We start from the raw sequence: 26,023 nt of genomic DNA on the forward strand, positions 1-26,023 counted from the left end.
TATAAGAATTATGTGTGGCTATTTTGCATGTTCGGTCAAAATTTCTCCAACCGCTTCGGCTATTTGCGCCACAGAAAATGGCTTGGGAAGAAAAGCGACATTGTCGAGATCGATCGATTTGCGCAATTGTTCCTCCGCATAGCCGGACATGAACAATATCGGCATATCTGGATATTGCTCGCGCACCTGCTTCGCCATGGCCGGACCATCCATATTGGGCATAACAACATCGGATAATATCATGTCGAATATATCCTCGCCTTCTTCCAGCGCTTCAATCTGCTGCAAGCCTTCTTCGCCATCGCTCGCAGTGACGACAGTATAGCCTTGGCGCGTTAGAGCCCGTTCGGCCACCGCTCGGACCATATCTTCATCTTCCACGAGCAAGATATGTCCACTGCCCCATAGTTCCTTTTTGGCAATGGCTCTAAGCGGTTCGGATATCTGAGCAGCTTCTTGTTGTGACATGGTGTGAACAGGGAAGTAGATCGAAAAAGTTGCGCCTTCTCCCGGTTTCGAATCGGCAAAAATATAGCCGCCAGATTGTTTGACGATTCCGTAGACGGTCGAAAGCCCCAGCCCAGTTCCTTTTCCAACTTCTTTGGTTGTAAAAAACGGTTCAAATATTTTACCAATCAGTTCAGGCGGGATCCCTTTGCCGGTATCTGTGACAAACAAGGCGGTATAGTCACCAACGGGCAATATATCGCTTTTCAAAGCCCGCACATCGGAGGCTGCGACCATCTGTGTCGTGATTGATATCTTGCCGCTATTCGCGCCGCTCGAGTTTATCGCATCGCGCGCATTTACGCCGAGATTGATGATCACCTGCTCAAGCTGTCCCGGATCCGCGCGCACCAGCCCAAGATTGCGACCGTGTTTCACGTCCAGCTCGATCCGATCATCTAGAAGCCGCTTGAGCAAATTGGACACATCAGCAACCACGTCAGGCAATTGCAATATTTGCGGGCGCAAGGTTTGTTGCCGCGAAAAGGCCAGCAATTGCCGTGTGAGCCCCGCAGCCCGATTGCTGTTATTCTTAATCTGCTGAATATCATCATAATCACTGTCTCCCGGTGCGTGCCGCAAGAGCATAAGATCACAGTGACCGATAATAGCGGTTAGAATATTGTTGAAATCATGAGCAACACCACCAGCTAGTTGCCCCACGGCTTGCATCTTGGTCGCTTGGGCAACCTGGCTCTTCAACTTGGTCTCTTCACTATTATCTTTAATCGATAGCAGGACTGCAGCATCCCCCAATCCGCGGATACCGGCAATGCCCAATGCCACAGGATCATCTCCACCCGACCGCAATCGCACAGCCAGATCGCCGGACATCGGCGGACCACTGGCGTAACGCCGAACCGCATCAGCCACGGCGGATTTGTCATCGCGGATCATCAAGTCACCGGGATAAAGCGGCTTCTCTCCTTCTTGCACTCCGGCAACTTTGCCAAATGCGTTGTTGAAGAAAAGAAAACGTCCATCGCGATCGGTTAGGGCCAGACCCAAGGGAAGCAGAGATAACATGGATTCCACTTGCTCCAGCGCCTTGCCGCGTTCGACCATCCCGCCATCATCATCAATCAATAAGATTAACGCCGGGCCTTTTTCCTGTGTCCGGTCCAAAGGAACATGAAAAAGCCGAACCGGTGTCCCATGCCGACCATCACGTTCGAAAAAAATTGTCCCTTTATCATCCGAACGCAGAAAATTTATAAAATTGCGTCCCGAAATATTCGATTCTTCACGACCGGTGGCGCGCAAAGCAAATCCCTGGTTGGAAGCCCGAATTCGTCCTTCGCCGCCGATAACCGTAGCCAACACGCCGGCTTCGGATAGCGCGCGACCAGTTGCGCCGCCAACCATCCGGATCGTATCATCCAGTACATCATTGCGCCGCTGGGGTTTGAACTGCCAGAGCAAATATTCATCGCCTTGGCCGGCACGGATCACTTTGGCGTTATATTCAGCGACACCGCGCTTCAAGCCCTCGGCATAACCGCGGCCGTCCCGCCATGCATTGCGGCCAGCCGTCGACAGCAGTTCATTGCCGCCATCTTGCAACGGCAATTGCGGCGGAATGGCCGGGCCATTAAACCATTTTGTGAACAATTCATTGGCGCATACCAGCCGCCCTGCTCGATCGGTAATAGCTAAACCGACGTCCGATTGATCCGCGACCAGTCGGGTAACGGCCCAATCCGCAAAAGACGCTGTCTCGTCATCGGATCCCGATCGTTGTGGACGCAGGAAATAGACAATCGCGCCGGTTGTGGCGGTCAACGCCAGAAAGGCCAGCAACAAAGCTGTATTTTGCACTTGCCAATATAACAGGCCCAGGGAAATGGCGACTGCGAGGACCAAAAGGAACGCCCGCAAGCGCGCGTCATTCGCGGTTTTCCGAGTACTCGGGCTTAGCAACCCGGTTGAATCTTTTGCTTCACTCGCCATCTTGACCGCCGTCTATGCCCAATTTTTTGATCCGGCGCTGCCATTTTCTTGCGGTCCACCAGCGCCATCCAAATGCGCTGACGACATAACCGATGGCGCCGAAAATAACACCGAGCAACACAAAGCCGAAAAAGGTCACGCCGACTTCCCGGACGATCCAGGCAACCCATTCTCCGAGCCCGTTCAGTTGATCATTGCCCGCTGAACCGTTGGCAATCCCGTCCATCCGCAAAACAAAGCGGCCCAACTGGTTCGCGATCGCCAACCAAAACGGATAAGTAAAGGGATTGGTGATAAATGTTGTCACCGCTGCAATTGGAACATTGGCGCGAATAGGCAAGGCCAGAAATAATGCCACAAAGGTTTGCCCGCCCAATGGCACCACAAAACCAGTAAGTAGCCCCAATGCCACGCCGCGGGGAACCGAGCGGCGGGTAAAACGCCACAAATCGGATCGCAAAAAACGGTGGGCAATGGGTTTGAGATAACGGTTATTGGCCATTCCAGCGCGGGTTGGCATTTTTTCCTGAAACCAGCGATAGAATTTGGTGATGGTGCGCGCACCCCAATCTTTGCCTGGTCCGCTATCCGGGATATTTGGGTCAGCCATGGTCACGCATCAAACGTCCTTGCTGACGTTTCCAATCTCGTTCTTTCTCCGTCGCACGTTTGTCCGGAGCTTTTTTGCCTTTGGCCAAAGCCAGTTCGATTTTTGCGCGGCCCTTGCTGTTAAAATAGACCGAGAGCGGGACAATCGTCATGCCTTTGCGCATAACCGCACCATAGAATTTGTTAATTTGCCGCCGGTTAAGCAGAAGCTTGCGCGGTCTTTTGGGTTCATGATTATGCCGGTTGCCGTGACTCCACTCGGGTATGTTTGCGTTGATCAACCAAACCTCATTATCTTTCACTTCGGCATAGCTTTCAGCAATAGCGCCCGATCCAAAGCGCAATGATTTCACTTCGGTACCCGCCAGCATGATCCCGGCTTCAAATTTTTCATCGAGATGATAATCATAGCGCGCGCGCCGATTTTCGGCGACGATTTTCTGTTTATCAAATTCCTGGGGACGGGGCTTCGCCATCAGATTAAACCGGCTCCTTCAAGCGCAGCATCAACCGCTTTGCGAGCGGCGTCAGAAGGCGGTGTCATCGGCAAACGCAATTCGACGGGAAAACCATCGACCACGCGCGACAGGGCATATTTCACCGGTCCAGGAGACGCATCGGAAAACATGGCTTTGTGCAATGGGTATAGCATGTCATTTAACTGACGGGCTTTTTCATAATCTCCGGCCGCACATGCAGCTTGAAAATCAGAACATAATTTTGGGGCAACATTTGCGGTTACGGAAATGCATCCGGCACCACCCGATGCGTTAAAGGCGAGAGACAATTCATCCACGCCGGACAACAGACAGAATTCATCCTCGCAAGCAAGACGGTGATCGGTGACCCGGTCAATTTCGCCGCTGGCATCCTTGATCGCAATCACGCTTGGCAGTTTCGACAAGGCGGCTACGGTTTCTGGCAGAATATCGGTGACCGTACGCGCAGGAACATTGTACAAAACCAGCGGCAGATCATTTTCTTTCGTCAATGTCTCGAAATGCGCGCAAATGCCTTGTTGATTGGGACGATTATAATAAGGCGCGACCACCAAACCAGCAGTTGCCCCGCATTTCTTTGAAAAATTCAAATGAAGCAAGGCGTTGGTTGTGTCATTCGAACCGCAACCCGCAATGATCGGAACCCGTCCCGCTGCTTGTTCAATACAAACTTCGATCACGCGATGATGTTCCGCATTGGATAATGTCGAAGATTCGCCGGTTGTACCGCAGGGAACCAGTCCACTGCTGCCTTGTTCGATTTGCCAGTCTACCAAGGCCCGAAATTCCGCTTCCGCAAACGATCCGTCGCGAAAGGGAGTCACCAGAGCCGGAATTGAGCCGGAAAACATGCAAATACTCCTTTAAATTTAGCTTAGAAATTGCCAAGGCTTGTCCAAGCTTAACAATCATATAGTTCTTCGTTCAGCGCCTGATAAGGAGCCTAACCCCAAAATGTCCAGTATGGTATCAAGAATAATTCTCGCAAGCCTGCTTTTAACGCCGGTAACATGCATCGCAGCCGAACAATCCGGCAGCGCCACTCTCTCTGATCCGACGCGCGGCAACGCGGTATTGGGTCTGCAACGCTGGCGTGTTTTGACCCAATCGGACAATTATTCTTTCGATGATTATGCCGGGTTCCTGGTCACCTACCCGGGCTGGCCTGATGACACCCGCATGCGTCGTAACGCCGAGCAGGCCGTTAATATCAATAGCTTTTCGGTAAACCGGGTAATGGCCTATTTTGATCGCTTCCCGCCGCTGACCAATGCGGGAGCGGCAAAATATGCCGTTGCTTTACAAGCCAAAGGACAAAGCTTGAAAGCCAACGCGATGGCGCAACAAGCATGGCGTGGCGGCACCTTGACGACCGAAGATGAAACCGCCTTACTCAATAAGTTTAGCAGCGCCCTCTCGGTCGACGATCACGACGCCCGAATGGATGCTTTGCTTTGGGCGCGTGCCACGAGAGCAGCAGCACGGCAAATTGGCTTTGCTTCGGCGCAGCGGCGAGCAGTTTTTGAAGCCCGTCTGGCACAGTTGACCGAATCACCAAATGCCAATGCCAAAGCCAGCGCGGTAAACAGCCTTGGACAATATGATGCAGGCTATATTGCCGATCGCGCCCGTTATTTGCGAGGCAAGGGACAAAGTTTCAACGCGCGGCGGCTGATGGCCAATCGTCCGACATTGCGCAATCGTCCGACCAGTCCCTCCCAAATTGCAACCTGGTACGAAGCCAATTTGATCAACGCCAAAGCCGCCGCCAATGATCGGCAATGGTCGCTCGCTTATGACATCGCCTCCAAAGTCGACGATGCTTATGCCGAACCCACCAATATTGCGGAAGAAAGCAGCCGGATACGCGACAAATATTCAGACCTTACCTGGCTAGCCGGCAATGCCGCTTTGTGGGGACAGCGCAATCCTGCCAAAGCGGTGCCGATGTTTGACCGCTATGCACGGTCTTACAACAGTCCCAATATCCGCTCTAAAGGTTATTATTGGGCGGGACGCGCTGCGGCAGATGCTGGACAAACGGCGGAAGCCACTGCCTATTTCGAAAAAGCGGCAGCTTTTCCTGACCATTTCTACGGACAATTGTCGCTCGAACGTTTGGGGCGCCCACTGCCCAACTTTGACCGCAAACCGGCCGTCGCCATCAGCCAAGAGGATCGCCGCGCTTTTGATCAGGAACCGTTGGTTATCGCAACCAAAGCATCGACACGGACGGGACCTTGGAAGGAACAGATCCGCTTTCACCGCGCCTTGGCCTATAATGCCAACAGCGAAAAAGATTATATGTTGCTCAGCGATCTTTCAACGCGGATCGGCGCGCGTGATTTGGGCGTAATCAAAGGCATTAGTGCGCTGGGCGCAGGCGTAGGTCCGATTGACCCTACCTCCTTCCCAACTATGCCGGTTCCGGCCGAGCGTCAGAAGGATTGGACCATTATCCATGCCATCACTCGGCAGGAAAGCCAATTTGCCCAAGCCGCGGTCAGCCACGCTGGCGCCCGGGGCTTGATGCAACTCATGCCGGGGACAGCACGCGAACAATCTGGCAAAATCGGTCTATCCTATAATTTTTCCGCTCTTACCCGCGATCCGCAATATAATATCCGGCTGGGAAGCGGTTATATCGAGCGGATGCTACGCTATTATGGCGGTAGCTATCCTCTGGCGGCAGCGGCCTATAATGCGGGACCGGGCAATGTGAACAAATGGCTTCGCCGTAATGGCGATCCGCGCATGGGCGGCATTGACTGGATTAAATGGATAGAAGAAATTCCGATTTCGGAAACCCGTAATTATGTCAAACGCGTCCTCGAAAATGCCGTGGTTTATGACACGAAAAACCCGCGTGGACCGACGATAAGAAGCGACACGCCACTGACGCGCTATATCGGCAAAAATTATAAGGGCTGAAAAGATGGCAAGACTGGGCGGGAGCATTGAAACGACCGTTATCGCTCCCTAGGCTAATTGGTTTATCGTCAATTCTCATACCCTAATGTCCGAAGAGCGACCAATTGCAACTCCTGCTACAGGATTGTGAGCTCCTCTTTTAAGGGTGAGCCATGACGGTATCCACCAAACAAGTCATCATCAGCGGCGGAGGGCCGAGCGGTCTCGCTGCCGCCCTTCTTTTTGCCGAGCAAGGCTGGCAAGAAATTCTGGTCATAGAACGCCGCGCTTCTCCTACCGATTTTGAAAAAAGCAAAGCGTTTAATTATCAAATAGATCCTCGCGGTCAAAAATTGCTGAAGCGGCTCGGTATTGCAGAGATGCTGGAAGATTTTGGGGTTGCCAATCGCGGATTCACCCTGACAACCATCAAGCCGGATGGCTCAGTGAACGAGGCTAGCCCACCGATAATCGATCCGGATCGACAAACTTCTTATTGGACCACAAGGCGCAATTTGCTGACGATGCTTCATCAGGTCATTCAAACCCGCAAAGATAGCCGCATCAAGCTGCTATATGGCCATGATTTCCAATCCATCACCTCAGACGCAGATGGAAATCCTAAAATCACTATCCTTGATAGCAACACTGAAAAGACGCTTACTTTTCAACCGGAATTGCTACTCGCTTGTGATGGCCTCTCCTCCCAAGTTCGCAAGAGCTTAGACAATTGGCCAGACCTGGCGAAGGATCAGTTTGAAATGATCCGTTATCCTTCCGCCAGCACTGGGTTGACTTACAAAGTGCTTAATCTGCCTGCTTGTTTCCCGATTGCTGGCTCGGACGCGGCTGTTGATAATCATCGCATGACCTATTCCATCCCATCGCAATTTAAAGACCGGCGAGATGCGATGGCGATGTTTGCTTTTCCCGTTACCGATCCCAATCACCCACGTAGCGTCAACATCATCCGTGAAGCCGACCATAATTTATGGACGATTGAAAGTGCCGATAATCTCATCAGCTATTTGCAAGAGGGATTTCCGCAACTGGACATTGCATCGATTATCTCACGCGAAGAAGCCGAGGATTTTGCATCACTTACGGCCGGACAATTTCCCGCACCGCAATATGCGAAATCAATCCATGCAACATTAGGAGAAGGGAAACACGCGATCAATTGTCTGCTTATCGGCGATGCAGCGCATGCTTTTCCTCCTGACCTGGGTCTCGGAGTTAACTCAGCCTTGGAAGACCTGTTTGTTCTCGATGGCATTATGTCTGAAGATAAGAGCAATCTTTCAGAAGCATGTGTTAAATTTCAAAAGGTTAGACTTCCCGCCAATGCCTCTCTCGCACGCCTCGTTCAAACTGTGGCGCCTTATCAATATAACCATAAGCCATGGCATTTCCGAAAATGGATTTTGACCTTCGTGATTCAAAATGGTCTTCATAAGACAATGCCCTGGCTCATCGACAAACCGACTTTTATTTTGACTCAGAATCCCGATTTGGATTTTGTTGAAATTGAACGCCGCCAAAAACAGTCAAAAACCATATTGAACATGCTCGGCTGTATCGTTCTTGGGGCAATAGCAGCTGCCATTTTAATGCTCTGGCTTTAAAGGTCCTAGAAAAGCGCAATCATGAGGCATCTATTATTTCCATCTGCAGCCCCTCAGACCAATTAGCGACGCGCTTCGTGCGCGAGTTTCGCGAACTCATGATCCGCGATGACGGGCAAAGAAAATTGCCGCGTGATGAGCTGAGCCAAGGCGGCATCAAGCAATGTTTCATCGACTGTACCGGATTGATGACTCCGGCCCGCTGACGGCCGCTGGCTGTCAATTCTAGCCAATTTCTTCTATTCTGCTTTATATCCAAACGCATCTTCTGCCATTTTAATCAGTTCAGGATCAGCCTCTGGCAACTCATTGGGGAGCACGTTCTCGAGCGTTTCCGCCACATAAGTCAAAGCCGCAATGCGAGCAGCCTTTTTATTGTTTCCATCAATGACCTTCCAAGGTGCCCAGCGTGTGTCCGTATGTTTGAACATGTCCTTCATCGCGTCGAGATAATCCCCCCGTTTGGCGCGATTACGAAAATCGTCATCCGTAATTTTCCAGCGCTTTTCGGGTGTGTTCAAGCGGTCAGCAAACCGGCGATCTTGTTCTTCTTGTGTAGTGTGGAAAAAGATTTTGATGACATTGGTCCCACCATCAATTTGTTGGGCTTCAAATTCATTAATTTCATCATAGCCGCGTTTCCACTCGGCTTTGCTGCAGAAACCTTCCACCCTTTCCACTAACACACGGCCATACCAACTGCGGTCAAATATCGCGATCTCGCGGCTGCCAGGTAACCGTTTCCAGAAACGCCACAGAAAATGGCGATCCAATTCTTCTTTGGTAGGCGCGCCAATGGGATGAACCTCAAAATAGCGCGGATCCCATTCCGCCGTCAGACGCCGGATCGAACCGCCTTTGCCGGCCGCATCCCAACCTTCGAAAACCAATATAGTCCGATTGCCGTGGATAATGTGCTTGAAATGCACATGGGCGAGACGTTCTTGTACCGCCTTAAGCGCATCAGAATAATCACCATCAAATTTCTTTCCGTCTTCATAGTCGGATAATTGGATGTTTTTGCCCATGGTCTGCCCCTATAGTCTGCTCGTGCGATCAAAAGCCCATCCTGGCTTAGCCACGCTATCTAACAATAGTCTATGCCCGCAAAAAGGACCAATAGGTTAACCCTGTTCTTAAGGATTGGAATTTTCAGCCACTATCGTTTCTTCGCCCGCGCCAGCGCTGGCATAACGAATTTCCAAATCTTCCAAGGCCCGTTGGCGTCCTTCCACTCGGCGAATAGCTTGACCAATTTCTGCCTTACTGCCCGCCAATTGCTGCGCCTCAGAATAGTGATCCAAAGCCTTTACAAGCGCGCCTTCTTGTTCAGCACATAGACCGCGATTAAAGGCGATTGAAACATGCGGTGCGCCGTTGGCGGCCACTTGGCCCCACATTCGGCAAGCTTCCTGTTCATCTTTTTTGGTCATTTTGACCGCAGCTTTGAAAAATTTGGATGTTGCCTTTTCCATGCCTTTACGGCTTTCCAACACGCGAATATTCTCTCTGCGTTCAATTGGCGCCAAGTCCCGCCTTACTGAATAGGCCGCCTTGTTGATCATCGCTCGAACCGCATCCTCGCTATTCGAAAGGCTCTCATTTCGGCCGCAATCCGTCTCCTCTTTGCTATCGGTCTTACGTTCCGCATAGACGGTCTGACCATCGCTGAACCGCGAAAGCCGAATTTGCGCTTCAAAATCAATGACCCTTTTCCAGCAATTGACCTTGATGCTTTTGCGGGTTTCGCATTTGCCATTCTCATCCCGTTCCACGCAACGTTGACGATATTCACGCGTTTCATATTCTTCGATATTGGTGCGAGCGGTTCCGGTCATGGTCGCTTCCGGCTCTACCGCGGACCGGCCTGCAATGACCTGAAAATAGGCAGCATTGTCTATTTCAACGCCGCTTAGCTGGTCCTCGATAGCAAAAGCCAATGCCGTACCATCGCTGCCGCCAAAACGGTCGATGGCGATCGATTGAATATCAGCAATCCCCGAAGAGCGAGCCGGATACAGCCCTTCAACTTGCAAGGTTTCAGCATGCGCATGGGCGGTCAGACAAAGAGTAAAAACCCCTGTATTTAGCGCCTTAGCAATAACTATTTTTCGAAGCATAAATCCCCCTAAATCACTGATGCCAATCACTAAATGAACCGGTCTGAACAGATAATTACACGCTTGTTCATCTATCGCAATCGTCAATCAAATGGTTGCGCGATATAGGCAGCAATGCGCTTGGGGTCTTGCATCGGCATAAAGTGCGATAATTCCGGAATATGAACTTCACGCGCATTGGAACAGATATTCACAAGCCCCGGCCATGTGGGACTATTCGCAAAATCGCGCGCGGCGGTGACGTCATCCTTCGAACTTTGTGCACGCAGGATCAAGACCGGCAAAGTCAGGCGCTCCACCAGTGGAAATGGGTTGACCGAACGAAAGCCTTCATAAACCGAAGCCTCGAGAAATGGCGGACAAGCCAGCACAAAGCCTTCGCCATGATCGTCCGGCAACAAACCATGATGACAATAATCGGCCAGTACATTGGGTTGCCAAAGACTAAAAGGATGGCGATCCTGAAAGGCCGCAAACATGGCTTCAGGCGATACCCAATTGTTCCGCCGCCGCGAAACCGGGTTTTGATTCGGATCAATATCTTCCAAATCTGGCGGATTATTATATGCCTCCGGCGCCGTGATCGTTGGATCAACCAAAACCAGACGATCAAAAACATGCGCCATGACATCTGCCATCTGCACCAGCACATGCGCGCCCATACTATGACCTACGCCAATCATATTTTCGAGGCCAAGTCCCGAAACCAGCGCCCCCACATCTTTGGCCATCAGGCTCCAGTCCGCCAGAGTGTTCGGTTTTGCGCTACGTCCATGGCCCCGTTGATCCACCGCAATGACATGAAAATTTTCGGGCAAAGCAGCAATGGTCTTGTCCCAACAACGCGCATGAAAGCCCGTCGCGTGGATCATTAAGATGGTTTGATGCTGCGGATCACCCCATTCAAAATAGCAAAGATCAACGCCCTCAGCCGCAAACCGCTTTTCTTTTGGATCACCCATTCTCCGCCTCGCTCTGCAATGTCTAACCCCTATTGCCGGCAACAAGCGATAAATCTGTCTTTATCCGCGCGCCACTAGCGCAATTGGGGTCATCCTTCTTTGGGCGGTTCGACCACTCTTATATGGAGTTCGCGCAATTGTTTCGGCGATACACCACTGGGCGCGCTCATCATCAAATCTTCCGCCTTTTGATTCATCGGGAAGAGGACCACTTCGCGAATATTGGGTTCATCGGCCAACAACATCACAATCCGGTCGACGCCAGGTGCGGAGCCACCATGCGGAGGAGCGCCATATTTCAACGCGTTGATCATGCCAGAAAATTCGGTATCAACGGCTGCCTTGTCATATCCAGCAATTTCAAAAGCCTTGTACATGATATCGGGACGGTGGTTCCGAATAGCGCCCGAAGACAATTCAATACCATTGCAAACAATATCATATTGCCACGCGAGAATATCCAGAGGATCTTTGTTTTCGAGCGCTTCCATCTCCCCTTGTGGCATGGAAAATGGGTTGTGAGAAAAGTCGAGCTTTTTCAATTCCTCGTCATATTCATACATGGGATAGTCCACCACCCAGCAGAATTTAAACTCGTCATCGCTGATCAGATCCAGTTTTTCTGCTGCCCGTGTCCGAGCCACACCGGCCAGCTTTGCCGCTTCGGCTTCTTTACCAGCGGCAAAGAATACACCATCATCCGGACCACAACCCAGATCAGCGAGCAATTTGGCGGTTCCCTCTTCTCCATGATTTTTGGCAATTGGTCCGCCCGCAACCCCTTCTTTCATATTTATATAGCCGAGCCCAGCAAAGCCTTCGCCTCGTGCCCAATTGTTCATATCATCAAAAAATTTGCGGCTGTTCTTGCCGGCACCGGGCGCAACAAATGCGCGCACCGTCCCGCCGGATGCGGTGATTTTATCAAACAGTCCAAAGCCAGAGCCTTTAAAATGTTCCGACACATCTTGAATGATGATGGGATTGCGCAAATCAGGCTTGTCAGAGCCATATTTGAGCATCGATTCTTTATAAGGAATGCGTGGGAATTCCCCGGCTGGCGTCACTTTTTTGCCATTGGCGAATTCTTCAAATAGTCCGGCCAGAACGGGTTCAAGCGCTTGGAACACATCTTCTTGGGTGACGAAGCTCATTTCCAAATCGAGTTGGTAAAACTCACCGGGAGACCTGTCTGCTCGCGCATCTTCATCACGGAAACAGGGTGCGATTTGAAAATAGCGATCAAAACCAGCAACCATGAGCATCTGTTTGAACATCTGCGGCGCTTGCGGCAAAGCGTAAAATTTGCCCGGATGGACACGGCTAGGCACGAGATAGTCGCGCGCGCCTTCCGGAGAAGAAGCCGTCAGGATCGGTGTTTGAAACTCCGTAAAACCTTGCTCGACCATGCGATTGCGAATGCTCGCTATCACTTTGGCCCGCAGCATCATATTGGCGTGCACTTTTTCACGGCGCAGATCGAGAAACCGGTACCGCAAGCGAATATCTTCGGGATATTCTTGTTCTCCAAATACCGGCATTGGCAACTCATCTGCCGGCCCTTGCATCTCGACGGTTTCAGCAACCAATTCCACTTCGCCCGTGGGTAGATTGGGATTGATCGTGTCCGATGAACGCGCAGCCACTTTACCGGTGACAGTAATCACGGATTCTTTTCGCGCGCTGTCGAGCAATTGGAAGGCGGGACTGCCTTCTTCGCTGACAATTTGGGTTAGACCAAAATGGTCACGCAAATCGACAAACATGAGATTACCATGATCCCGCACATTGTGAATCCAACCCGATAGACGGACTTCCTCACCCACGTCGGTGGTGCGGAGTTGCGAACAATTGTGAGTACGATATGCGTGCATGATGAACCTTTAATCAGTGAAATGTTTCGGATCAGGAAACTTATGACGGCGTAACACAGCCCACAGCCACTTTTGTCAAGGAAGAAGGTGCAGCGGTTACTCTTATTTCGGCCTTAGCAAAAGACAATCCTGTGTCATTGATAATAGACAAACTCTATCGGAAATGTTTGCGACACTCGTCTCAGCTTGTATAGAAGAGCGATGAAAATTCATCCTTTACTGACTGATAGTCAGGAAATTGCCGATATATGCGAACGTTTCTCGACCGCTGAATTCGTCGCTGTTGATACCGAGTTCATGCGCGAGAACACTTATTGGCCGGTGCTTTGTCTCATTCAGATTTCCGATGGTAAGGAAGCAGCCGCAATTGACCCGCTTGCCAAAGACATTGATTTGCAGCCTCTGCTGGACCTGCTCGTTGAAAATGAAAATGTGCTGAAAGTTTTTCATGCGGGCGGGCAAGATGTCGAAATCATCCACAATATGACTGGCAAAACACCGCATCCCATTTTTGATACCCAAGTGGCCGCCATGGCTTTGGGTCCTAGCGAACAAATTGGATATGCCAATCTCGTTGACAGCTGGTTGGGCGTGACACTCGACAAAGGTGCACGCTTTACAGATTGGTCACGGCGCCCTCTTAATGATCGCCAGATCGAATATGCGATTGGCGACGTCACGCATCTCTCGACAATTTTTCCCCTCATGCTGGAAAAATTGATCAAAACTGGACGCGGGATTTGGATTAATGCCGAAATGGAGAAATTGGCTGATCCAAATAATTATGTGAATGACCCCGAAAATTCGTGGCGACGTGTCAAATTTCAAGGACGCAATCTCGAAGCATTGGGTCGATTAAAAGCACTGGCAGCTTGGCGGGAAAAAGAAGCACAATCCAAAGATATGCCGCGCGGACGGATCATGCGAGATGAGACATTAGCAGACATCGCCGCCCATCCACCAAAAGATCAAACCAAATTGTCTCAAGTTCGCGGCTTGTCATCGGGATGGAAAAATAACGACATTGGCGAACGCTTGATGGACGCCCTCGCGGACGCTGCACCATTGACCAAGGCCGAATTGCCAGACCGCAGCGGTCGCCGACCCAAATTCAGCAAAGAAAACGCGCTCGTCGCGGACTTGCTGAAACTGCTCTTGAAAATCCGATCCTCCGAGATGAATGTCGCATCCAAATTGCTTGCAAGAGCGGATGATCTCGAGCGCATAGTGGGCGGAGAGCGAGACGGCGTCGCTTTGCTGCAAGGTTGGCGTTATGAGGAATTTGGCCGGGATGCGATTGATCTCATCGAAGGACGGATGAGTTTCACCGTGAAAGACGGCAAGCTCAAAATGACTCATCAGCCTGAAAATGAATCGGCGGGCATCGAATGAAATTTCAAATTTTATCCACGGCATCAGCAAGCGCGTTTTTGCTTGCATGCACAACCGCTGCTTCAGAACCAAATATTCCCGAGCGCGGCGTCACCGATGGCTATCTGTGCAACAGCGACGGCCTGAAAATTATGGTCGGGCAAGAAGCTGATGACCGCCTCGGCGAAAAGGCGCTGCGACAATCGGGCGCCAAACGCCTGCGATGGATCCCGCCGAACACGATGGTTACCCAAGACTTTCGCCAGGATCGTTTGAACATTGCCTATGATGACAAAATGATAGTCACCCGGATTAACTGCGGATAAATCGCGCCTATTGCATGACCAATAAGGGCTCCAGATCTAACATGGCCGCCAATTGAATATGCCGTTTAGAAACCGCATCGCCATATAAGTCCCGCAAATCCGCTGCCATGACAATTTCCAAGCGACCGTCAATTTTTCGCAATTGCGTCTGTTCCAAAGGATTACGTGTGCCGCCACTCAGCCGCTGGCCAAGACGCATCGCGAGCCCCCAGCAAATCGCGCGTTGAGTGGCTTTGTCGCTCGCCAATTTCCCGCCGCCGGGAAAGATATTATTGCCACCGCCGAAACTGGTGAACAAAGCTTGTCCCAATAGCTCCCGTTCCGCTCCATTGATCCCGATCCAATTGCCATGCAGGCCCATAACCAAGCCCCGTTCAGCCCGGAAATTAGGATTGGCCCGCCATGCAACATCACCAAGATTGCAGGCGGCTTGCCGGATCCGTTGCCATTCGGCCGGGTCTTCGGCAAATATCGGCGCAATCCATTTGCCCAGCAATTTGCTGTTGGCCGGAAAGCGCGCTTGAGCGGCGCCGGATTCTTCCGTAGCCAGCAATAGCGGATCGCGCTTACTTTCCGATTTGCTGACATTTTGGAACAACAAACCTTCGCGCACACCATAAGCGGACACAATCATCGTGCTGCTGCCGAGATAGCGAACAACGAACGATAGCAGCCAAGCGGCATCATCAAGCGTTGGAATTCGTGAAGTGGACAAACCCGGTACCGCTTTGAGCTTGGCTTTGTTCATGCTTGCCAATTGCCTGACCAATCGGCGGGCGCGCTGAGGCTGCATTTCATAATGATGAATCACGGGCAGCGGATAACCGCTATCAAACATGTCGAGCCGCGCCAGAGATCGCCACGAACCACCCACCAAGTAAAATGGCAAATCTTGCGCCTTTTGATCCCAACCGGTTTTTTTGAGCATTTTGCGAACCTGGCGTTTCAACTTATCCTTGCCCTTGGTGCGCAGATCCGCAACCCGCAAAACGCCTAGCGGGAAACTATGTCTTTCCGAAACTCTGCCATTGCCAACCAGAGCCAGTTCGAGGCTCCCCCCGCCCAGATCACCGACAATTCCATTGGCTTGCGGGATCGCGGAGAGAACACCCAGTCCAGCGAGCTCCGCCTCTTCCTCGCCATTGAGAACTTTGGTTTCAAAACCAATTTTGCCCGCCAATTCCAGCAACTCCGCTCCATTGCTAGCATCGCGCACCGCCGAAGTGGCAAAACATTCAATCGAGTCCACCTCCATTTGACTGCACAGGCGATAAAAACGTTGCAGCGCCATTTCTGCCATCGCCATGGAATCTTCGGCAATAGCACCAGTAGCGGCAAGTTCTTTGCCCAATCCTGCCATGACTTTTTCGTTGAACAATATCGCGGGAACACGAGCGGCGCCCTGATAAACCACGAGGCGAATGGAGTTGGAACCAATATCGATAATTGCAGTCCTGCTATTGGTCCGCAATGCCTTTCGCTTTCTGGTTATCTCTATCCCCCCTACTTGCATCAAGTAACCACGATCAGGCTTTTTTCTTGCGCCGACGCAAAGATAAGCGCGGGACGGCGTTGCTTTTATCCAATGCTTTGCCGCGGCCCGACAAGGATGGATTGGTCATAAAATAGCGATGCAAGTTGAATGATTTTTCCGAAGGTTCAATTCGGCTATAGCTGCCATCGCTGTTCAATTTCCAACTTTGCTCATTGTCGATCAGATTGGCTACCATCACTTGATCGAGAATCTGATCATGCACTGTTTCATTGGTTATCGGCATCATATATTCGACGCGCCGGTCCAAATTACGCGGCATCCAGTCTGCGGAACTAATGTAGAGATGTGCCTGATCATTGGGCAATTCTGCGCCATTTCCAAAGGCCCATATCCGGCTATGTTCAAGGAAACGACCAACAACCGATTTGACTCGAATATGATCAGACATACCGGCAACACCGGGACGCAAACAGCAAATGCCGCGGATGACGAGATCAATTTCGACACCGGCATTGCTCGCCGCATATAATTTCTCAATCAGCGCCGGATCGACGAGAGAATTCATTTTTGCCCAAACCACGCCCGGCTTGCCAGCCCGCACGTTGGCGATTTCATGTTCGATCAGACCCATGATATCCCGCCGCATCCACCGCGGTGACATGGATATCATTTCCAATTTTTCGGGTTCGACATATCCCGTAATATAGTTGAACAGTTGAGCAGCATCTCGCGCTGCCTTGGGATCAGCGGTAAAGAAGCTGAGATCGGTATATATTTTTGCCGTCACCGGATGATAATTACCGGTGCCAAAGTGACAATAGGTCCGATAGCCTTCCTGCTCTTTTCGGATCACCATGGAAATTTTGGCATGGGTTTTCCACTCAATAAAACCGTATACCACTTGGACGCCTGCCCGTTCCAGAGCACTCGCCCAAAGAAGATTCTGCTCCTCATCAAACCGAGCTTTCAACTCAACAATCGCGGTCACCGATTTACCTGCCTCTGCGGCATCGATCAACGCGCGAATAACCGCCGATTGTTTGCCAGCCCGGTATAGCGTTTGCTTGATCGCAACGACGTCAGGATCGGCGGCCGCTTGCCGCAAAAACTCGATCACAACTTCAAAGGATTCATAGGGGTGATGGACCAGAATATCCTTGTCCCGGATTGCCGCAAAGCAATCACCACCATGTTCTCGAATGCGCTCGGGAAAACGAGGACTATATGGTGTAAATTTCAAATCAGGCCGGTCCTCGTCGACCATCAGATCGAGATCTCCAATTCCGACCAGCCCATCCATCCGATATTCCGTCGCCCCTTCGGTCAACAGATTTTCACGCAACATCGCAACAACCGTGTCGGACAAACCGGGACCCATTTCTAAACGAATAACATCCCCGCGCCGCCGCCGTTTTATGGCACTGCGGAAATAGCGCACAAGATCCTCTGCTTCTTCTTCCACTTCGATATCGCTGTCGCGAATAATCCGGAACAGGCCGCTACTCACGACATTATAACCCGGGAAGATTTGATCAGAAAAATATTGAATGACGGATTCGACCGAAACATAGGTTGCAGCTTCGCTGGGCATACGAATGAAGCGCGGGAGACCGGAAGGGATCATCACCAGTTCGCGTATTCGCTGATGGTCAGAATTTCGAACCAAATCAAAAACGAGGCTTAGCCCCTTGTTTGGAATAAACGGAAAGGGATGGGCCGGATCCAGCGCCTGAGGCGTCAGAACCGGAAAGATCTGATCCAGAAAATGCTGTTCCAGCCATTTTTGGCCTGCCGAATCCAATTGCTCCGCATTCAGGACATAAATATCTTCCTTCGCCAATTTGGTCGACAGTTGATCCCATACAATCTGCTGATTGGACATCAGCTTGTCACTATGGGCGGCAATGGCTTGCAATTGCTGTTTTGCCGTCAAGCCATCGGCTGAACGCTCTTCGATATTCTGTCGATATTGGCCCACTAGCCCGGCAAAACGCACCATGAAAAATTCGTCGAGATTATTGCCCGAAATCGATAAAAATCGCAGACGCTCCAACAAGGGGTGAGAGTTGTTCTGGGCTTCTTCAATCACGCGGTCATTGAAGCCCAACCAACTAATTTCACGATTAAAATAGCGCTCTGATCCGGAGTCATCAACCGGAACGGGAGCGTCATCATCAGGGGAATCTGCGGTTTGGGGGACAAGGCTGTCCATTTATTTTTCCTCACCATTGGGGGTGGCGTTTGGGGCTAGAACATCAGAGCTTGTATCACTCTGGTGCTGGGCTAATATTTCCATAGCTATGGCGCGTGTAACCGGCTTTTTTTTCTCTATAGCAAGAATATTCATTTTTTGCGCCAAAAGCTGAACATTTTGATAACTGCGTTCGATACGCTTGCTAAGATAGGTCAGCGCATCTTCCGAGATAGAAATACCGCGCAGCGCAAAATATTTTTGGAACAGCCCAGCGATCATGGCTTCATCCGGTTCACCAATTTCAATCAACAAAGACGCCGCAACACGCGATTTCAGGTCAGGCAAGCTTATGTCCCAATCGGAAACGTTCCGAGAGGATAGAAACAACAAGGGAAAGGCCTCTGCTTGTGCTTGATTCCAAAGGTGGAAAAGTTCGTCTGCAGGAACATTGTCAGCATTGCGCACAAATTGCCCACCGCTGTGTTTTGCGAAGGCCTCAGCCATGGTGTGTTTGCCCGAGCCTGCACCGCCAATTAAAATCGCGCTGTGATTAGGCCAATGGCGCCAATCTTCCAATTTCGCATGGACCTCGGCATTGCACGCTGTCACCAGATATCCGCCAGCTTGGGCTGTTGACTCTATATCCAAAGGCAGAGCAAATTGGCTCACTGGCTTTGCTCTTCACTCCCGCCGTCATCTGCGGGTGGTGGAGCCGCCGCGGCACCGCCACGCGTGATACGCAGCGCGCCTGCGCCTTGTTGCACCTGCCAACCTTTGGCGCGCAATGCAGCAGCCAAGTTTGACAATTCGCCAGCATAAGAGACGCGCATGACGGATATGCCGCCCAACGCAAGGCTGGATGTCGCCGCGGAAGAAACACCCGGAACCGACCGAACCGAGGCTTCACCGCTGCTTACCGCCGCCACATCAGGCGTGTTAAATTGGACCATCACGGTTGCCACGGCGGCGCTTACCGCGGCTGTGTTCGTTTCCGCGCCAACGGATTCTGAGCGCTCGGAATTGGTGGATTCGCTGCCGCTTCCATTGCCCTCAGCGGCGAGTTCGGCTTCAATTTCTTTTTCCAATGCTTCCAGATCAAACGCATCTTCAATGATCAGCGATTTATCGGTTTTCAAAAGTCCTCGCGACAAGGCGCTGGTGTAAATCGTATCCATCCGCTTAATCGCTTGATCCATCATCGCGGGTATACCGCTTGTCGATTTGGTCTTCAGAGAAAATCGGTCAATAAACTTGCTATCTGGGCCATAGCGCGCGGTAAAATGCGCCGTTACTGGACCACCGGGGAATTCCCGTTCCATGCGCACGATGGGAATGATCACGTCCGCGGCGCTGAACTGATCCAAAATTGTTCGCCACCACCGTCTATCGCGGCGATCAGCCTGCCCAGCGGTCAAAACCAATGATTCACTGTCAGATCCATAAGGCCGGACATAATCAATTGCGCTGTCGCCCGACCTGAATCGGGCCCAAGCCTTTTGCCATTCGGTTCTATTTTCAAAAACTTGAGGCGATCCACCGCTCCACATGATTGGCAGAACCAACAAGGGCGGAGAGCGCAATCGGCGCCCGCTAACACCCAATATTTGCCCTGCCCGAGCGCGATCAAACATCACGCCGAGTGTCGCAATATAGCGTTTCGGGCCAACCTGCTCTTCTTCGACGATAATAGCCGAAACAATATTGTTCAGCGCGCCATCGGATAATCCGGTTGTTTTTCCACCCTGCGTCCTGGCGTAGAGCGTTTTCCATGCTTTGCGTTGGGCTTCTTCCCAGCCTTTTTTCCGGGCTTCAAAGGCATTGTCACCTTTGGTGTCGACCTCTACACCCAGAACTTCAAAATCTCCGGTGCTCGCAAGCGGCGCCACACCCCGGTCGCTGCCTTCCAGCTGTGCATAAACCACGCCAGCAACGGCCAAACCGATCACTAGAAAAATCGCAACTATCGACGTTTTAAAACTGGTCAAAAATTTCATTTCCGCTCTTTTGACGATTATGACGTAGAAATCCACCCGCGACTTGTCTAATCGCCTATTTTATGAGTGATAAACAAAATGACATGCGAAATGAACCAGAATCATACACCTATGCGAAAGCTGGTGTATCGATTGCGGCAGGCAACGCTCTGGTTAAGGCCATTGCCCCTTTAGCCAAAGCAACGGCGCGGCCGGGAGCCAACGCAGATTTAGGCGGTTTTGGTGGCTTTTTTGACCTCAAAGCAGCCGGCTATGAGGATCCACTTCTCGTTGCTGCCAATGATGGCGTAGGTACAAAACTAAAATTGGCAATCGACTATGACCGCCACGATAGTGTCGGAATTGACTTGGTCGCGATGTGCGTCAACGATCTTATCGTTCAAGGTGCAGAGCCTTTGTTTTTCTTGGATTATTTTGCCACCGGCCAACTCGAAAACGGTGTCGCCGAACGAGTCGTTGCTGGTATTGCCGAGGGATGCAAAATTTCGGGCTGTGCCCTGATCGGCGGTGAAACGGCCGAAATGCCCGGCATGTATGCCGATGGCGACTATGATCTTGCGGGCTTTTGCGTCGGCGCCGTGGAACGGGAACAAGCCTTGGTCGGTGCGACATTGGCTGAAGGCGACATATTGTTGGGCTTGGCATCCTCCGGCGTTCATTCCAATGGCTATTCGCTAGTTCGGCGCCTGGCTGACGACAAAGGCTGGAAACTCGATCGCCCTGCCCTTTTTGATCCCGAAATATTGCTGATCGAAGCCTTAATCGCGCCCACCAAAATTTACGTAAAATCGTTGCTTCCGTTGATGCGATCCGGCCAGATCAAAGCGCTGGCACATATTACCGGGGGTGGATTGCTGGAAAATATCCCGCGGGTTCTGCCAGATAATCTTCACGCCGATGTCGATGCCCGGAGCTGGGAACAGCCACGATTAATGGCCTTTCTGCAGGCCCAAGGCAATATTGAGCCTGAAGAAATGGCACGCACCTTCAATTGCGGTATCGGCATGATATTGGCGGTTGCGCCTGATAATGTTGCCGACGTCAAACGCGATCTCGAAGCGGCAGGTGAAACGGTTTACCAGGTTGGGCAATTGCGCAATGGCTCTAAAGGATGCACTATTTCGGGCGATGCAAAGACATGGTCTGCGCTCAACAATTGGTCGGCAACCCATAATGGCTAATCGCAAATGACCAATCGCGTGAAAATCGCTATATTAATCTCTGGTCGCGGTTCCAACATGGCCGCACTCTTATATGCCGCCAAGGCTGAAACCTGTCCTTTTGAAATTGCGCTCGTCGCGTCAAATAATCCGCAAGCGCCCGGACTGGAATTGGCTGCAGCCGAGGGCATTGCGACCTATGCTCATTCACACAAGCAGCTTAGCCGCGAAGATCATGATCAGATCATGCAAGGTGCCATCGTGGCGGCTGAAGCCGACTATGTCGTCCTTGCTGGCTATATGCGGATATTGAGCGATGATTTTGTCCGACGCTGGAACGATCGCATGCTCAATATTCATCCGAGTTTATTACCTAAGTACAAAGGTTTAGGTACATATCAGCGCGCACTGGATGCTGGCGATAGCCATGCCGGATGCAGTGTTCATTTGGTCACTCCAGAATTGGATGACGGCCCGGTCCTAGCGCAAACCAAAGTCGCGATTATGCCCGGTGACACCGCGGAAACTTTAGCCGACCGTGTGTTAATTGCAGAGCATCAGCTCTACCCGGATGCATTGGCCCAATATGTCACCCGACAATCCGATCCTGATTGGATTTTGGAACAAGTCAGAAACCGGGCACTGATGCTGGAAGAAACTTATGAAAGACCCAGTTTCGGGACACCGGGATGGCGGGTTGGCACCGAGAAGACTGGCAAATATTTTGCCTATTTTTCCCGGCGTCATTTTGGTGAAACTGGTACTTCGGTCTTTGTCAAAACTAGCGGTCTTGATGAACAAAATGCGCTCTTAGAAGCGGAGCCAGACTTATATTTTTCACCCAAATTTTATGGCAAATCCGGATGGATTGCGATCCGCCTCGATACCGGAGAAACGGATTGGGATCATGTCGAAAGCTGGTTGCGCAAAAGCTGGTCGATGGTCGCGCCAAAACGCTTGACCAAACTCATGGATATCGCTGCAGAATTTTAGAAATTTCGCATCGCGGGTTGGAATAAACTCAAGCAGCAAGGAGGAGGGAGGATTTGCTGCTAAAGAATTCGATCTGGGATGACTATTCCATCCGCGATGCTTGCACAAGGTTTAGGCCTATTGGTATGAAATTCAGATACGGCCATTGGACCGTAGTCAAAATGACTTACATGCCCGCCTCAACCGCCAGCCGAACCATATCCGCCGCGCTCGGCGCTTCCAATCGCTTCATCAAGATGGCTCGATGCATTTTAATAGTGCGTTCACTGAGATTGAGCTCATGAGCAATCTGCTTATTTAACAATCCCTTGGCGATATATCTTAAGACTTCTCTCTGTCTTTTCGATAGTTCTTTGACAATTTCGGTGGCGCGAATACGGCGCGCTTTTGCGAGGCTCGGGCCATCGCTGTCAATTTCCACTTGCGACCCTAGAAAAAATTCCAGCGTGCCCTCATCGTCAAATAGCGGTGCGACCAAAACTGCATTTTGAAACGGCGTTCCATCTTTTTTATAGTTTAATATTTCCACCAGCACCGGCTTGCGTTCCCGGACACCGCGGCGAATTTCTTCAGTCAGCCAAGGCTCGGTCGCTGGTCCGGAAAGGAAGCGGCAATTGCGGCCAATGATAAAACCCGGATCATAGCCGGTGAGCGCAGAAAAAGCCTTATTGGTTGCGACAATAGGATTGTCGGGCAATCTGGGATTGCTGATCACCGACGCGATTGGACTGTGTTTTATGAGCGCTTCCACAGAAGCTTTGGGCAAATCCACCTTGGGAATGGATTGCTGTGCCGCTGTGTTATTCTCTTCAGAAGTCATAAGATAATCGTAGTCCATCCCGATCTAGTAAGGCAAGCACTATGCCATGCGGTTTCACGTAAGATCATGTCTCCCTCAGCAGATTAAAATTGCGAGCGGCCGCGCAGTATCGTTCTAATCCGCGGTTCCAAAATCGAAACGGCTTGCCCCGAAAGTAACGCTATGACGACATGATCGCGCTGCTGAATTCGATGAATCTATTGAAAAGATCAGGGAACCACACCCTCCACTACCGATTTTGCGTTATCCACTCGTATCGCCGCGCCATTGATAAATTTGGATTCATCGGAAGCAAGAAACAAGACGGTATTGGCAATATCATCCGGTTCTCCCAATGCACTTGCGGCTGGTCCTTCACTGGCGGGCCGCAAATCATCTCGACCCATCATTTTCGGTCCAATTTCTTCAACCATCGGCGTCAATATGCCAGCGGGGTGAACGCTGTTGCAGCGAATATTATAGCCATTATTTGCACAATGCACCGCGATACTTCTTGTCAGGCTTTCCACGGCTCCCTTGGCGGCTGCATAGGCGGCGACCACGGGTTCTCCCTGAACAGAAGCAATTGAAGCCATATTGATTATAGATCCCCCACCAGCCGCCTTCATCGCCGGCACGGCATATTTGCAGCCGAAAAACGTCCCGTCTGCGCTCACGGCCATGACAAAACGCCATTCTTCAGCTGTTTGTGTTTCAATCGTTCCCGGTTCAACAACGCCGGCATTATTCACTAATATGTCCAGTTTCCCGTGACGCGACACGACATCGGCGATCAGATCTTCCCAACCCGACTCATCGCGGACATCCTGGAGATGAAATTCGGCGCTGTCGCCAATTTCAGCCGCTACGCGCGCGCCATTGTCGGCATCCATATCCGTCAAAACTACAGTGGCACCTTCTTTGGCAAACATGCGTGCATCGGCCTCGCCTAAGCCTTTTGCCGCGCCAGTGATAATTGCCACTTTGCCATCAAGTCTGCCCATTTTTGTCCCTCTCTCTTTTGCCAACTATCTATAGGTTAGCAGCGCATGCTATCGACTGACCCTAACAATATGAGGGAGAGGAAGATGGACAAGATCGATCAGCTTTTGGCACGCGAAGAAATGCGCGATATATTGCACCGTTATTGCAAGGGAATAGATCGCCGGGATTGGCCGCTCGTGCGCTCATGTTTTGCCGATGACCATATCCATAAGCATGCTGAATATTCAGGTCCGCCGGATGAATTTATCGGCTTTGCCAGCGAAATTCTGGAAAAGGTTCCCCATACCCATCATTCGATCTCCAACGTCCATTTCATTTTTGCTGACGATGGCAATAGCGCGACAACCGAAGCCAATTTTGTGGCTTTTCACTATATTCAAGAAGGAACGCCGGAATTTGGACCAGTGCCAACCAACGGCAAGGCTACCGATTGGGTTGTGGCGGGCCGTTACTGTGATCGATTTGAGAAACGTGACGGCGCTTGGATCATCGTTAGGCGCGAAGCCTTTCATGACTGGGAACGCTATGACGAAGCCAATCCCAAAGCCTAACCTGCCAAAGGCTTTGCCCTCTGATCAAAGAGCAGCAGATACGCCTTTTTTAAAATGCGGTAAAAGCCTTTAATTGCAGGCTTTCACCGCATATTTTATCCTACAATTTCATCTTCATTGAAGAAATAAGCAATCTCAATAGCAGCATTTTCATCGCTATCCGATCCGTGAACCGTATTGGCTTCAATGCTTTCGGCCAGCTCTTTGCGGATTGTGCCCGGCGCTGCCTCTGCAGGATTGGTCGCTCCCATAATGTCCCGATTGCGCTGCATGGCATTTTCACCTTCAAGCACTTGAACCACCACAGGGCCGCTGATCATGAAGTCCACCAATTCGCCGAAAAATGGGCGCTCTTTATGAACCGCGTAAAAGCCCTCTGCCTGCGCCCGAGTCATTTGAATGCGCTTCGAAGCGACGACGCGCAAGCCCGCTTCTTCAAGCATTTTAACAACCGCACCGGTCAAATTCCGTTTGGTTGCATCAGGTTTAATAATTGAAAATGTCCGTGTGCCGGCCATGATTTTGCTCCGTATATATGTCGTAAAAAGAGGGTTTGAATAAAAGTTGCGCCGCCCTTAGCCGCTGCACTGCAACATGGCAAGTATAGAGACGATCCTAAGGCCCTTCGACCCAGCGCCCCGCGTCCTGTTTCCAATAGCGCGGAACGACATCTTCCTTGCTAGACAAACTTCGCCAAGCAGCTCTCGCACCGTCTATCTGATCGGTGGTGAACAAATAAAAGACCCGGTCGAAATGCAAGGCTTCCTCTCGCCATTCCCCATCGGTCAAAGCAACAAATCGCGCAGCATTGTTGGGTTCACACTGACCGGAAATCAAAATAGGTTGTAGATCATCCTGGCTGCTTCCAGCCAAATCATGGGCCAGAAAACTGGTAGGACCGGCCTTCCACAGCGCATTGCTTAATTTTTCAAGCTGCCCGACGAAACTCGAAACCAATAATAATTTCTCGCCCGTATCCAGCGTCTTTTGTGCCAAAATCGGCACGAGTTTTTCCGCTGGATCGCGGGTCAAATGATAAAAGTCGACCTGCACCGGTCACACCATCCTGTGAGCCGTT

Annotated in this window: 24 protein-coding genes; 7 read left to right on the plus strand and 17 right to left on the minus strand. The window is 51.1% G+C overall.

The window, feature by feature from the left end:
* Window positions 1-18 precede the first annotated feature (18 nt).
* The 4 genes from ABJU74_RS13300 to dapA are packed head-to-tail and all read right to left on the minus strand — an operon-like array spanning window position 19 to window position 4,417.
* Complete coding sequence (locus ABJU74_RS13300) at window positions 19-2,457, minus strand: response regulator (protein WP_348384747.1); 2,439 nt, start codon at window positions 2,455-2,457, stop codon at window positions 19-21.
* Window positions 2,447-3,067: a DUF2062 domain-containing protein gene (locus ABJU74_RS13305; RefSeq protein WP_348384748.1), complete on the minus strand. Its 621-nt coding sequence runs from the start codon at window positions 3,065-3,067 to the stop codon at window positions 2,447-2,449. Before ABJU74_RS13305 ends, ABJU74_RS13300 begins: the two co-directional genes overlap by 11 nt.
* Window positions 3,060-3,542, minus strand: coding sequence for an SsrA-binding protein SmpB (gene smpB, locus ABJU74_RS13310; RefSeq protein WP_348384749.1), 483 nt, complete (start codon window positions 3,540-3,542; stop codon window positions 3,060-3,062). The genes ABJU74_RS13305 and smpB overlap by 8 nt, the downstream gene beginning before the upstream one ends.
* On the minus strand, window positions 3,542-4,417 hold the full coding sequence (dapA, locus tag ABJU74_RS13315) for a 4-hydroxy-tetrahydrodipicolinate synthase (protein WP_348384750.1): 876 nt from the start codon (window positions 4,415-4,417) through the stop codon (window positions 3,542-3,544). The genes smpB and dapA overlap by 1 nt, the downstream gene beginning before the upstream one ends.
* Before the next feature lie 103 nt (window positions 4,418-4,520).
* On the opposite strand from dapA, the gene ABJU74_RS13320 reads away from it, so the two are divergent.
* Together ABJU74_RS13320 and ABJU74_RS13325 are read left to right on the plus strand one after the other, a co-directional pair.
* Window positions 4,521-6,497, plus strand: a complete 1,977-nt coding sequence (locus tag ABJU74_RS13320) for a lytic transglycosylase domain-containing protein (protein ID WP_348384751.1) — start codon at window positions 4,521-4,523, stop codon at window positions 6,495-6,497.
* 152 nt (window positions 6,498-6,649) lie between these two features.
* Window positions 6,650-8,101: an NAD(P)/FAD-dependent oxidoreductase gene (locus ABJU74_RS13325; RefSeq protein WP_348384752.1), complete on the plus strand. Its 1,452-nt coding sequence runs from the start codon at window positions 6,650-6,652 to the stop codon at window positions 8,099-8,101.
* Window positions 8,102-8,163: 62 nt separating this feature from the next.
* Here the strand turns inward: ABJU74_RS13325 and ABJU74_RS13330 are convergent, their stop codons facing one another.
* The 5 genes from ABJU74_RS13330 to aspS form a co-directional block, all read right to left on the minus strand.
* Entirely contained in the window at window positions 8,164-8,334 is a 171-nt protein-coding gene (locus ABJU74_RS13330) for a hypothetical protein (RefSeq protein WP_348384753.1), read from the minus strand.
* Between the two features lie 6 nt (window positions 8,335-8,340).
* The gene (locus ABJU74_RS13335) at window positions 8,341-9,129 is read right to left on the minus strand and encodes a polyphosphate kinase (protein WP_348384754.1); all 789 of its coding nucleotides are present in this window, start codon (window positions 9,127-9,129) and stop codon (window positions 8,341-8,343) included.
* Window positions 9,130-9,237: 108 nt separating this feature from the next.
* Window positions 9,238-10,221: a hypothetical protein gene (locus tag ABJU74_RS13340; protein WP_348384755.1), complete on the minus strand. Its 984-nt coding sequence runs from the start codon at window positions 10,219-10,221 to the stop codon at window positions 9,238-9,240.
* Between the two features lie 83 nt (window positions 10,222-10,304).
* Complete coding sequence (locus ABJU74_RS13345; RefSeq protein WP_348384756.1) at window positions 10,305-11,183, minus strand: alpha/beta hydrolase; 879 nt, start codon at window positions 11,181-11,183, stop codon at window positions 10,305-10,307.
* 89 nt (window positions 11,184-11,272) lie between these two features.
* Window positions 11,273-13,057 (minus strand): aspartate--tRNA ligase, encoded by a 1,785-nt coding sequence (gene aspS, locus ABJU74_RS13350; protein ID WP_348384757.1) that lies wholly within the window; start codon window positions 13,055-13,057, stop codon window positions 11,273-11,275.
* A 201-nt stretch (window positions 13,058-13,258) separates the two neighbouring features.
* Here aspS and rnd point away from each other — a divergent pair, with 201 nt between their 5' ends.
* Together rnd and ABJU74_RS13360 are read left to right on the plus strand one after the other, a co-directional pair.
* Entirely contained in the window at window positions 13,259-14,449 is a 1,191-nt protein-coding gene (gene rnd, locus ABJU74_RS13355; protein WP_348384758.1) for a ribonuclease D, read from the plus strand.
* Window positions 14,446-14,754, plus strand: a complete 309-nt coding sequence (locus ABJU74_RS13360) for an I78 family peptidase inhibitor (protein WP_348384759.1) — start codon at window positions 14,446-14,448, stop codon at window positions 14,752-14,754. Before rnd ends, ABJU74_RS13360 begins: the two co-directional genes overlap by 4 nt.
* 7 nt (window positions 14,755-14,761) lie before the next feature.
* Here the strand turns inward: ABJU74_RS13360 and ABJU74_RS13365 are convergent, their stop codons facing one another.
* Genes ABJU74_RS13365 through ABJU74_RS13380 form a run of 4 tightly spaced genes read right to left on the minus strand, consistent with a single transcriptional unit; the run spans window position 14,762 to window position 20,437 of the window.
* Entirely contained in the window at window positions 14,762-16,225 is a 1,464-nt protein-coding gene (locus ABJU74_RS13365; protein ID WP_348384760.1) for a Ppx/GppA family phosphatase, read from the minus strand.
* Between the two features lie 55 nt (window positions 16,226-16,280).
* A complete protein-coding gene (locus ABJU74_RS13370) occupies window positions 16,281-18,461 on the minus strand; it encodes an RNA degradosome polyphosphate kinase (protein ID WP_348384761.1) in 2,181 nt (726 codons plus the stop codon).
* The gene (locus ABJU74_RS13375) at window positions 18,462-19,112 is read right to left on the minus strand and encodes a DnaA/Hda family protein (RefSeq protein WP_348384762.1); all 651 of its coding nucleotides are present in this window, start codon (window positions 19,110-19,112) and stop codon (window positions 18,462-18,464) included.
* A complete protein-coding gene (locus tag ABJU74_RS13380) occupies window positions 19,109-20,437 on the minus strand; it encodes a heavy-metal-associated domain-containing protein (RefSeq protein WP_348384763.1) in 1,329 nt (442 codons plus the stop codon). The genes ABJU74_RS13375 and ABJU74_RS13380 overlap by 4 nt, the downstream gene beginning before the upstream one ends.
* Window positions 20,438-20,499: 62 nt before the next feature.
* On the opposite strand from ABJU74_RS13380, the gene purM reads away from it, so the two are divergent.
* Complete coding sequence (gene purM, locus ABJU74_RS13385; protein WP_348384765.1) at window positions 20,500-21,618, plus strand: phosphoribosylformylglycinamidine cyclo-ligase; 1,119 nt, start codon at window positions 20,500-20,502, stop codon at window positions 21,616-21,618.
* Window positions 21,619-21,624: 6 nt separating this feature from the next.
* Window positions 21,625-22,590: a phosphoribosylglycinamide formyltransferase gene (gene purN, locus ABJU74_RS13390; protein ID WP_348384766.1), complete on the plus strand. Its 966-nt coding sequence runs from the start codon at window positions 21,625-21,627 to the stop codon at window positions 22,588-22,590.
* 166 nt (window positions 22,591-22,756) lie between these two features.
* Here purN and ABJU74_RS13395 read toward each other — a convergent pair whose 3' ends face one another.
* Both ABJU74_RS13395 and ABJU74_RS13400 read right to left on the minus strand, forming a co-directional pair.
* Window positions 22,757-23,410, minus strand: a complete 654-nt coding sequence (locus ABJU74_RS13395) for a LuxR C-terminal-related transcriptional regulator (RefSeq protein ID WP_348384768.1) — start codon at window positions 23,408-23,410, stop codon at window positions 22,757-22,759.
* 209 nt (window positions 23,411-23,619) lie between these two features.
* Window positions 23,620-24,393 (minus strand): SDR family oxidoreductase, encoded by a 774-nt coding sequence (locus ABJU74_RS13400; RefSeq protein WP_348384769.1) that lies wholly within the window; start codon window positions 24,391-24,393, stop codon window positions 23,620-23,622.
* Window positions 24,394-24,477: 84 nt separating this feature from the next.
* On the opposite strand from ABJU74_RS13400, the gene ABJU74_RS13405 reads away from it, so the two are divergent.
* The gene (locus ABJU74_RS13405) at window positions 24,478-24,945 is read left to right on the plus strand and encodes a nuclear transport factor 2 family protein (RefSeq protein WP_348384770.1); all 468 of its coding nucleotides are present in this window, start codon (window positions 24,478-24,480) and stop codon (window positions 24,943-24,945) included.
* A gap of 95 nt (window positions 24,946-25,040) precedes the next feature.
* On the opposite strand, the gene ndk is transcribed toward ABJU74_RS13405, so the two are convergent.
* The gene (gene ndk / locus ABJU74_RS13410) at window positions 25,041-25,463 is read right to left on the minus strand and encodes a nucleoside-diphosphate kinase (protein ID WP_348384772.1); all 423 of its coding nucleotides are present in this window, start codon (window positions 25,461-25,463) and stop codon (window positions 25,041-25,043) included.
* Window positions 25,464-25,560: 97 nt separating this feature from the next.
* Window positions 25,561-25,998 (minus strand): DNA polymerase III subunit chi, encoded by a 438-nt coding sequence (locus ABJU74_RS13415; protein ID WP_348384774.1) that lies wholly within the window; start codon window positions 25,996-25,998, stop codon window positions 25,561-25,563.
* Window positions 25,999-26,023 lie beyond the last annotated feature (25 nt).

The sequence above is a fragment of the Parasphingorhabdus sp. genome (assembly GCF_039982415.1).
Classification (GTDB): Bacteria; Pseudomonadota; Alphaproteobacteria; order Sphingomonadales; family Sphingomonadaceae; genus Parasphingorhabdus.

Coding starts and splice junctions, on each gene's coding strand:
- ABJU74_RS13340 (WP_348384755.1), bottom strand. CDS start 10,221: ATGCTTCGAAAAATAGTTATTGCTAAGGCGCTAAATACAGGGGTTTTT.
- rnd (WP_348384758.1), top strand. CDS start 13,259: ATGAAAATTCATCCTTTACTGACTGATAGTCAGGAAATTGCCGATATA.
- ABJU74_RS13305 (WP_348384748.1), bottom strand. CDS start 3,067: ATGGCTGACCCAAATATCCCGGATAGCGGACCAGGCAAAGATTGGGGT.
- ABJU74_RS13320 (WP_348384751.1), top strand. CDS start 4,521: ATGTCCAGTATGGTATCAAGAATAATTCTCGCAAGCCTGCTTTTAACG.
- ABJU74_RS13405 (WP_348384770.1), top strand. CDS start 24,478: ATGGACAAGATCGATCAGCTTTTGGCACGCGAAGAAATGCGCGATATA.
- ABJU74_RS13335 (WP_348384754.1), bottom strand. CDS start 9,129: ATGGGCAAAAACATCCAATTATCCGACTATGAAGACGGAAAGAAATTT.
- ndk (WP_348384772.1), bottom strand. CDS start 25,463: ATGGCCGGCACACGGACATTTTCAATTATTAAACCTGATGCAACCAAA.
- dapA (WP_348384750.1), bottom strand. CDS start 4,417: ATGTTTTCCGGCTCAATTCCGGCTCTGGTGACTCCCTTTCGCGACGGA.
- ABJU74_RS13400 (WP_348384769.1), bottom strand. CDS start 24,393: ATGGGCAGACTTGATGGCAAAGTGGCAATTATCACTGGCGCGGCAAAA.
- ABJU74_RS13370 (WP_348384761.1), bottom strand. CDS start 18,461: ATGGACAGCCTTGTCCCCCAAACCGCAGATTCCCCTGATGATGACGCT.
- purM (WP_348384765.1), top strand. CDS start 20,500: ATGAGTGATAAACAAAATGACATGCGAAATGAACCAGAATCATACACC.
- ABJU74_RS13300 (WP_348384747.1), bottom strand. CDS start 2,457: ATGGCGAGTGAAGCAAAAGATTCAACCGGGTTGCTAAGCCCGAGTACT.
- smpB (WP_348384749.1), bottom strand. CDS start 3,542: ATGGCGAAGCCCCGTCCCCAGGAATTTGATAAACAGAAAATCGTCGCC.
- aspS (WP_348384757.1), bottom strand. CDS start 13,057: ATGCACGCATATCGTACTCACAATTGTTCGCAACTCCGCACCACCGAC.
- ABJU74_RS13380 (WP_348384763.1), bottom strand. CDS start 20,437: ATGAAATTTTTGACCAGTTTTAAAACGTCGATAGTTGCGATTTTTCTA.
- ABJU74_RS13325 (WP_348384752.1), top strand. CDS start 6,650: ATGACGGTATCCACCAAACAAGTCATCATCAGCGGCGGAGGGCCGAGC.
- ABJU74_RS13360 (WP_348384759.1), top strand. CDS start 14,446: ATGAAATTTCAAATTTTATCCACGGCATCAGCAAGCGCGTTTTTGCTT.
- ABJU74_RS13345 (WP_348384756.1), bottom strand. CDS start 11,183: ATGGGTGATCCAAAAGAAAAGCGGTTTGCGGCTGAGGGCGTTGATCTT.
- ABJU74_RS13395 (WP_348384768.1), bottom strand. CDS start 23,410: ATGACTTCTGAAGAGAATAACACAGCGGCACAGCAATCCATTCCCAAG.
- purN (WP_348384766.1), top strand. CDS start 21,625: ATGACCAATCGCGTGAAAATCGCTATATTAATCTCTGGTCGCGGTTCC.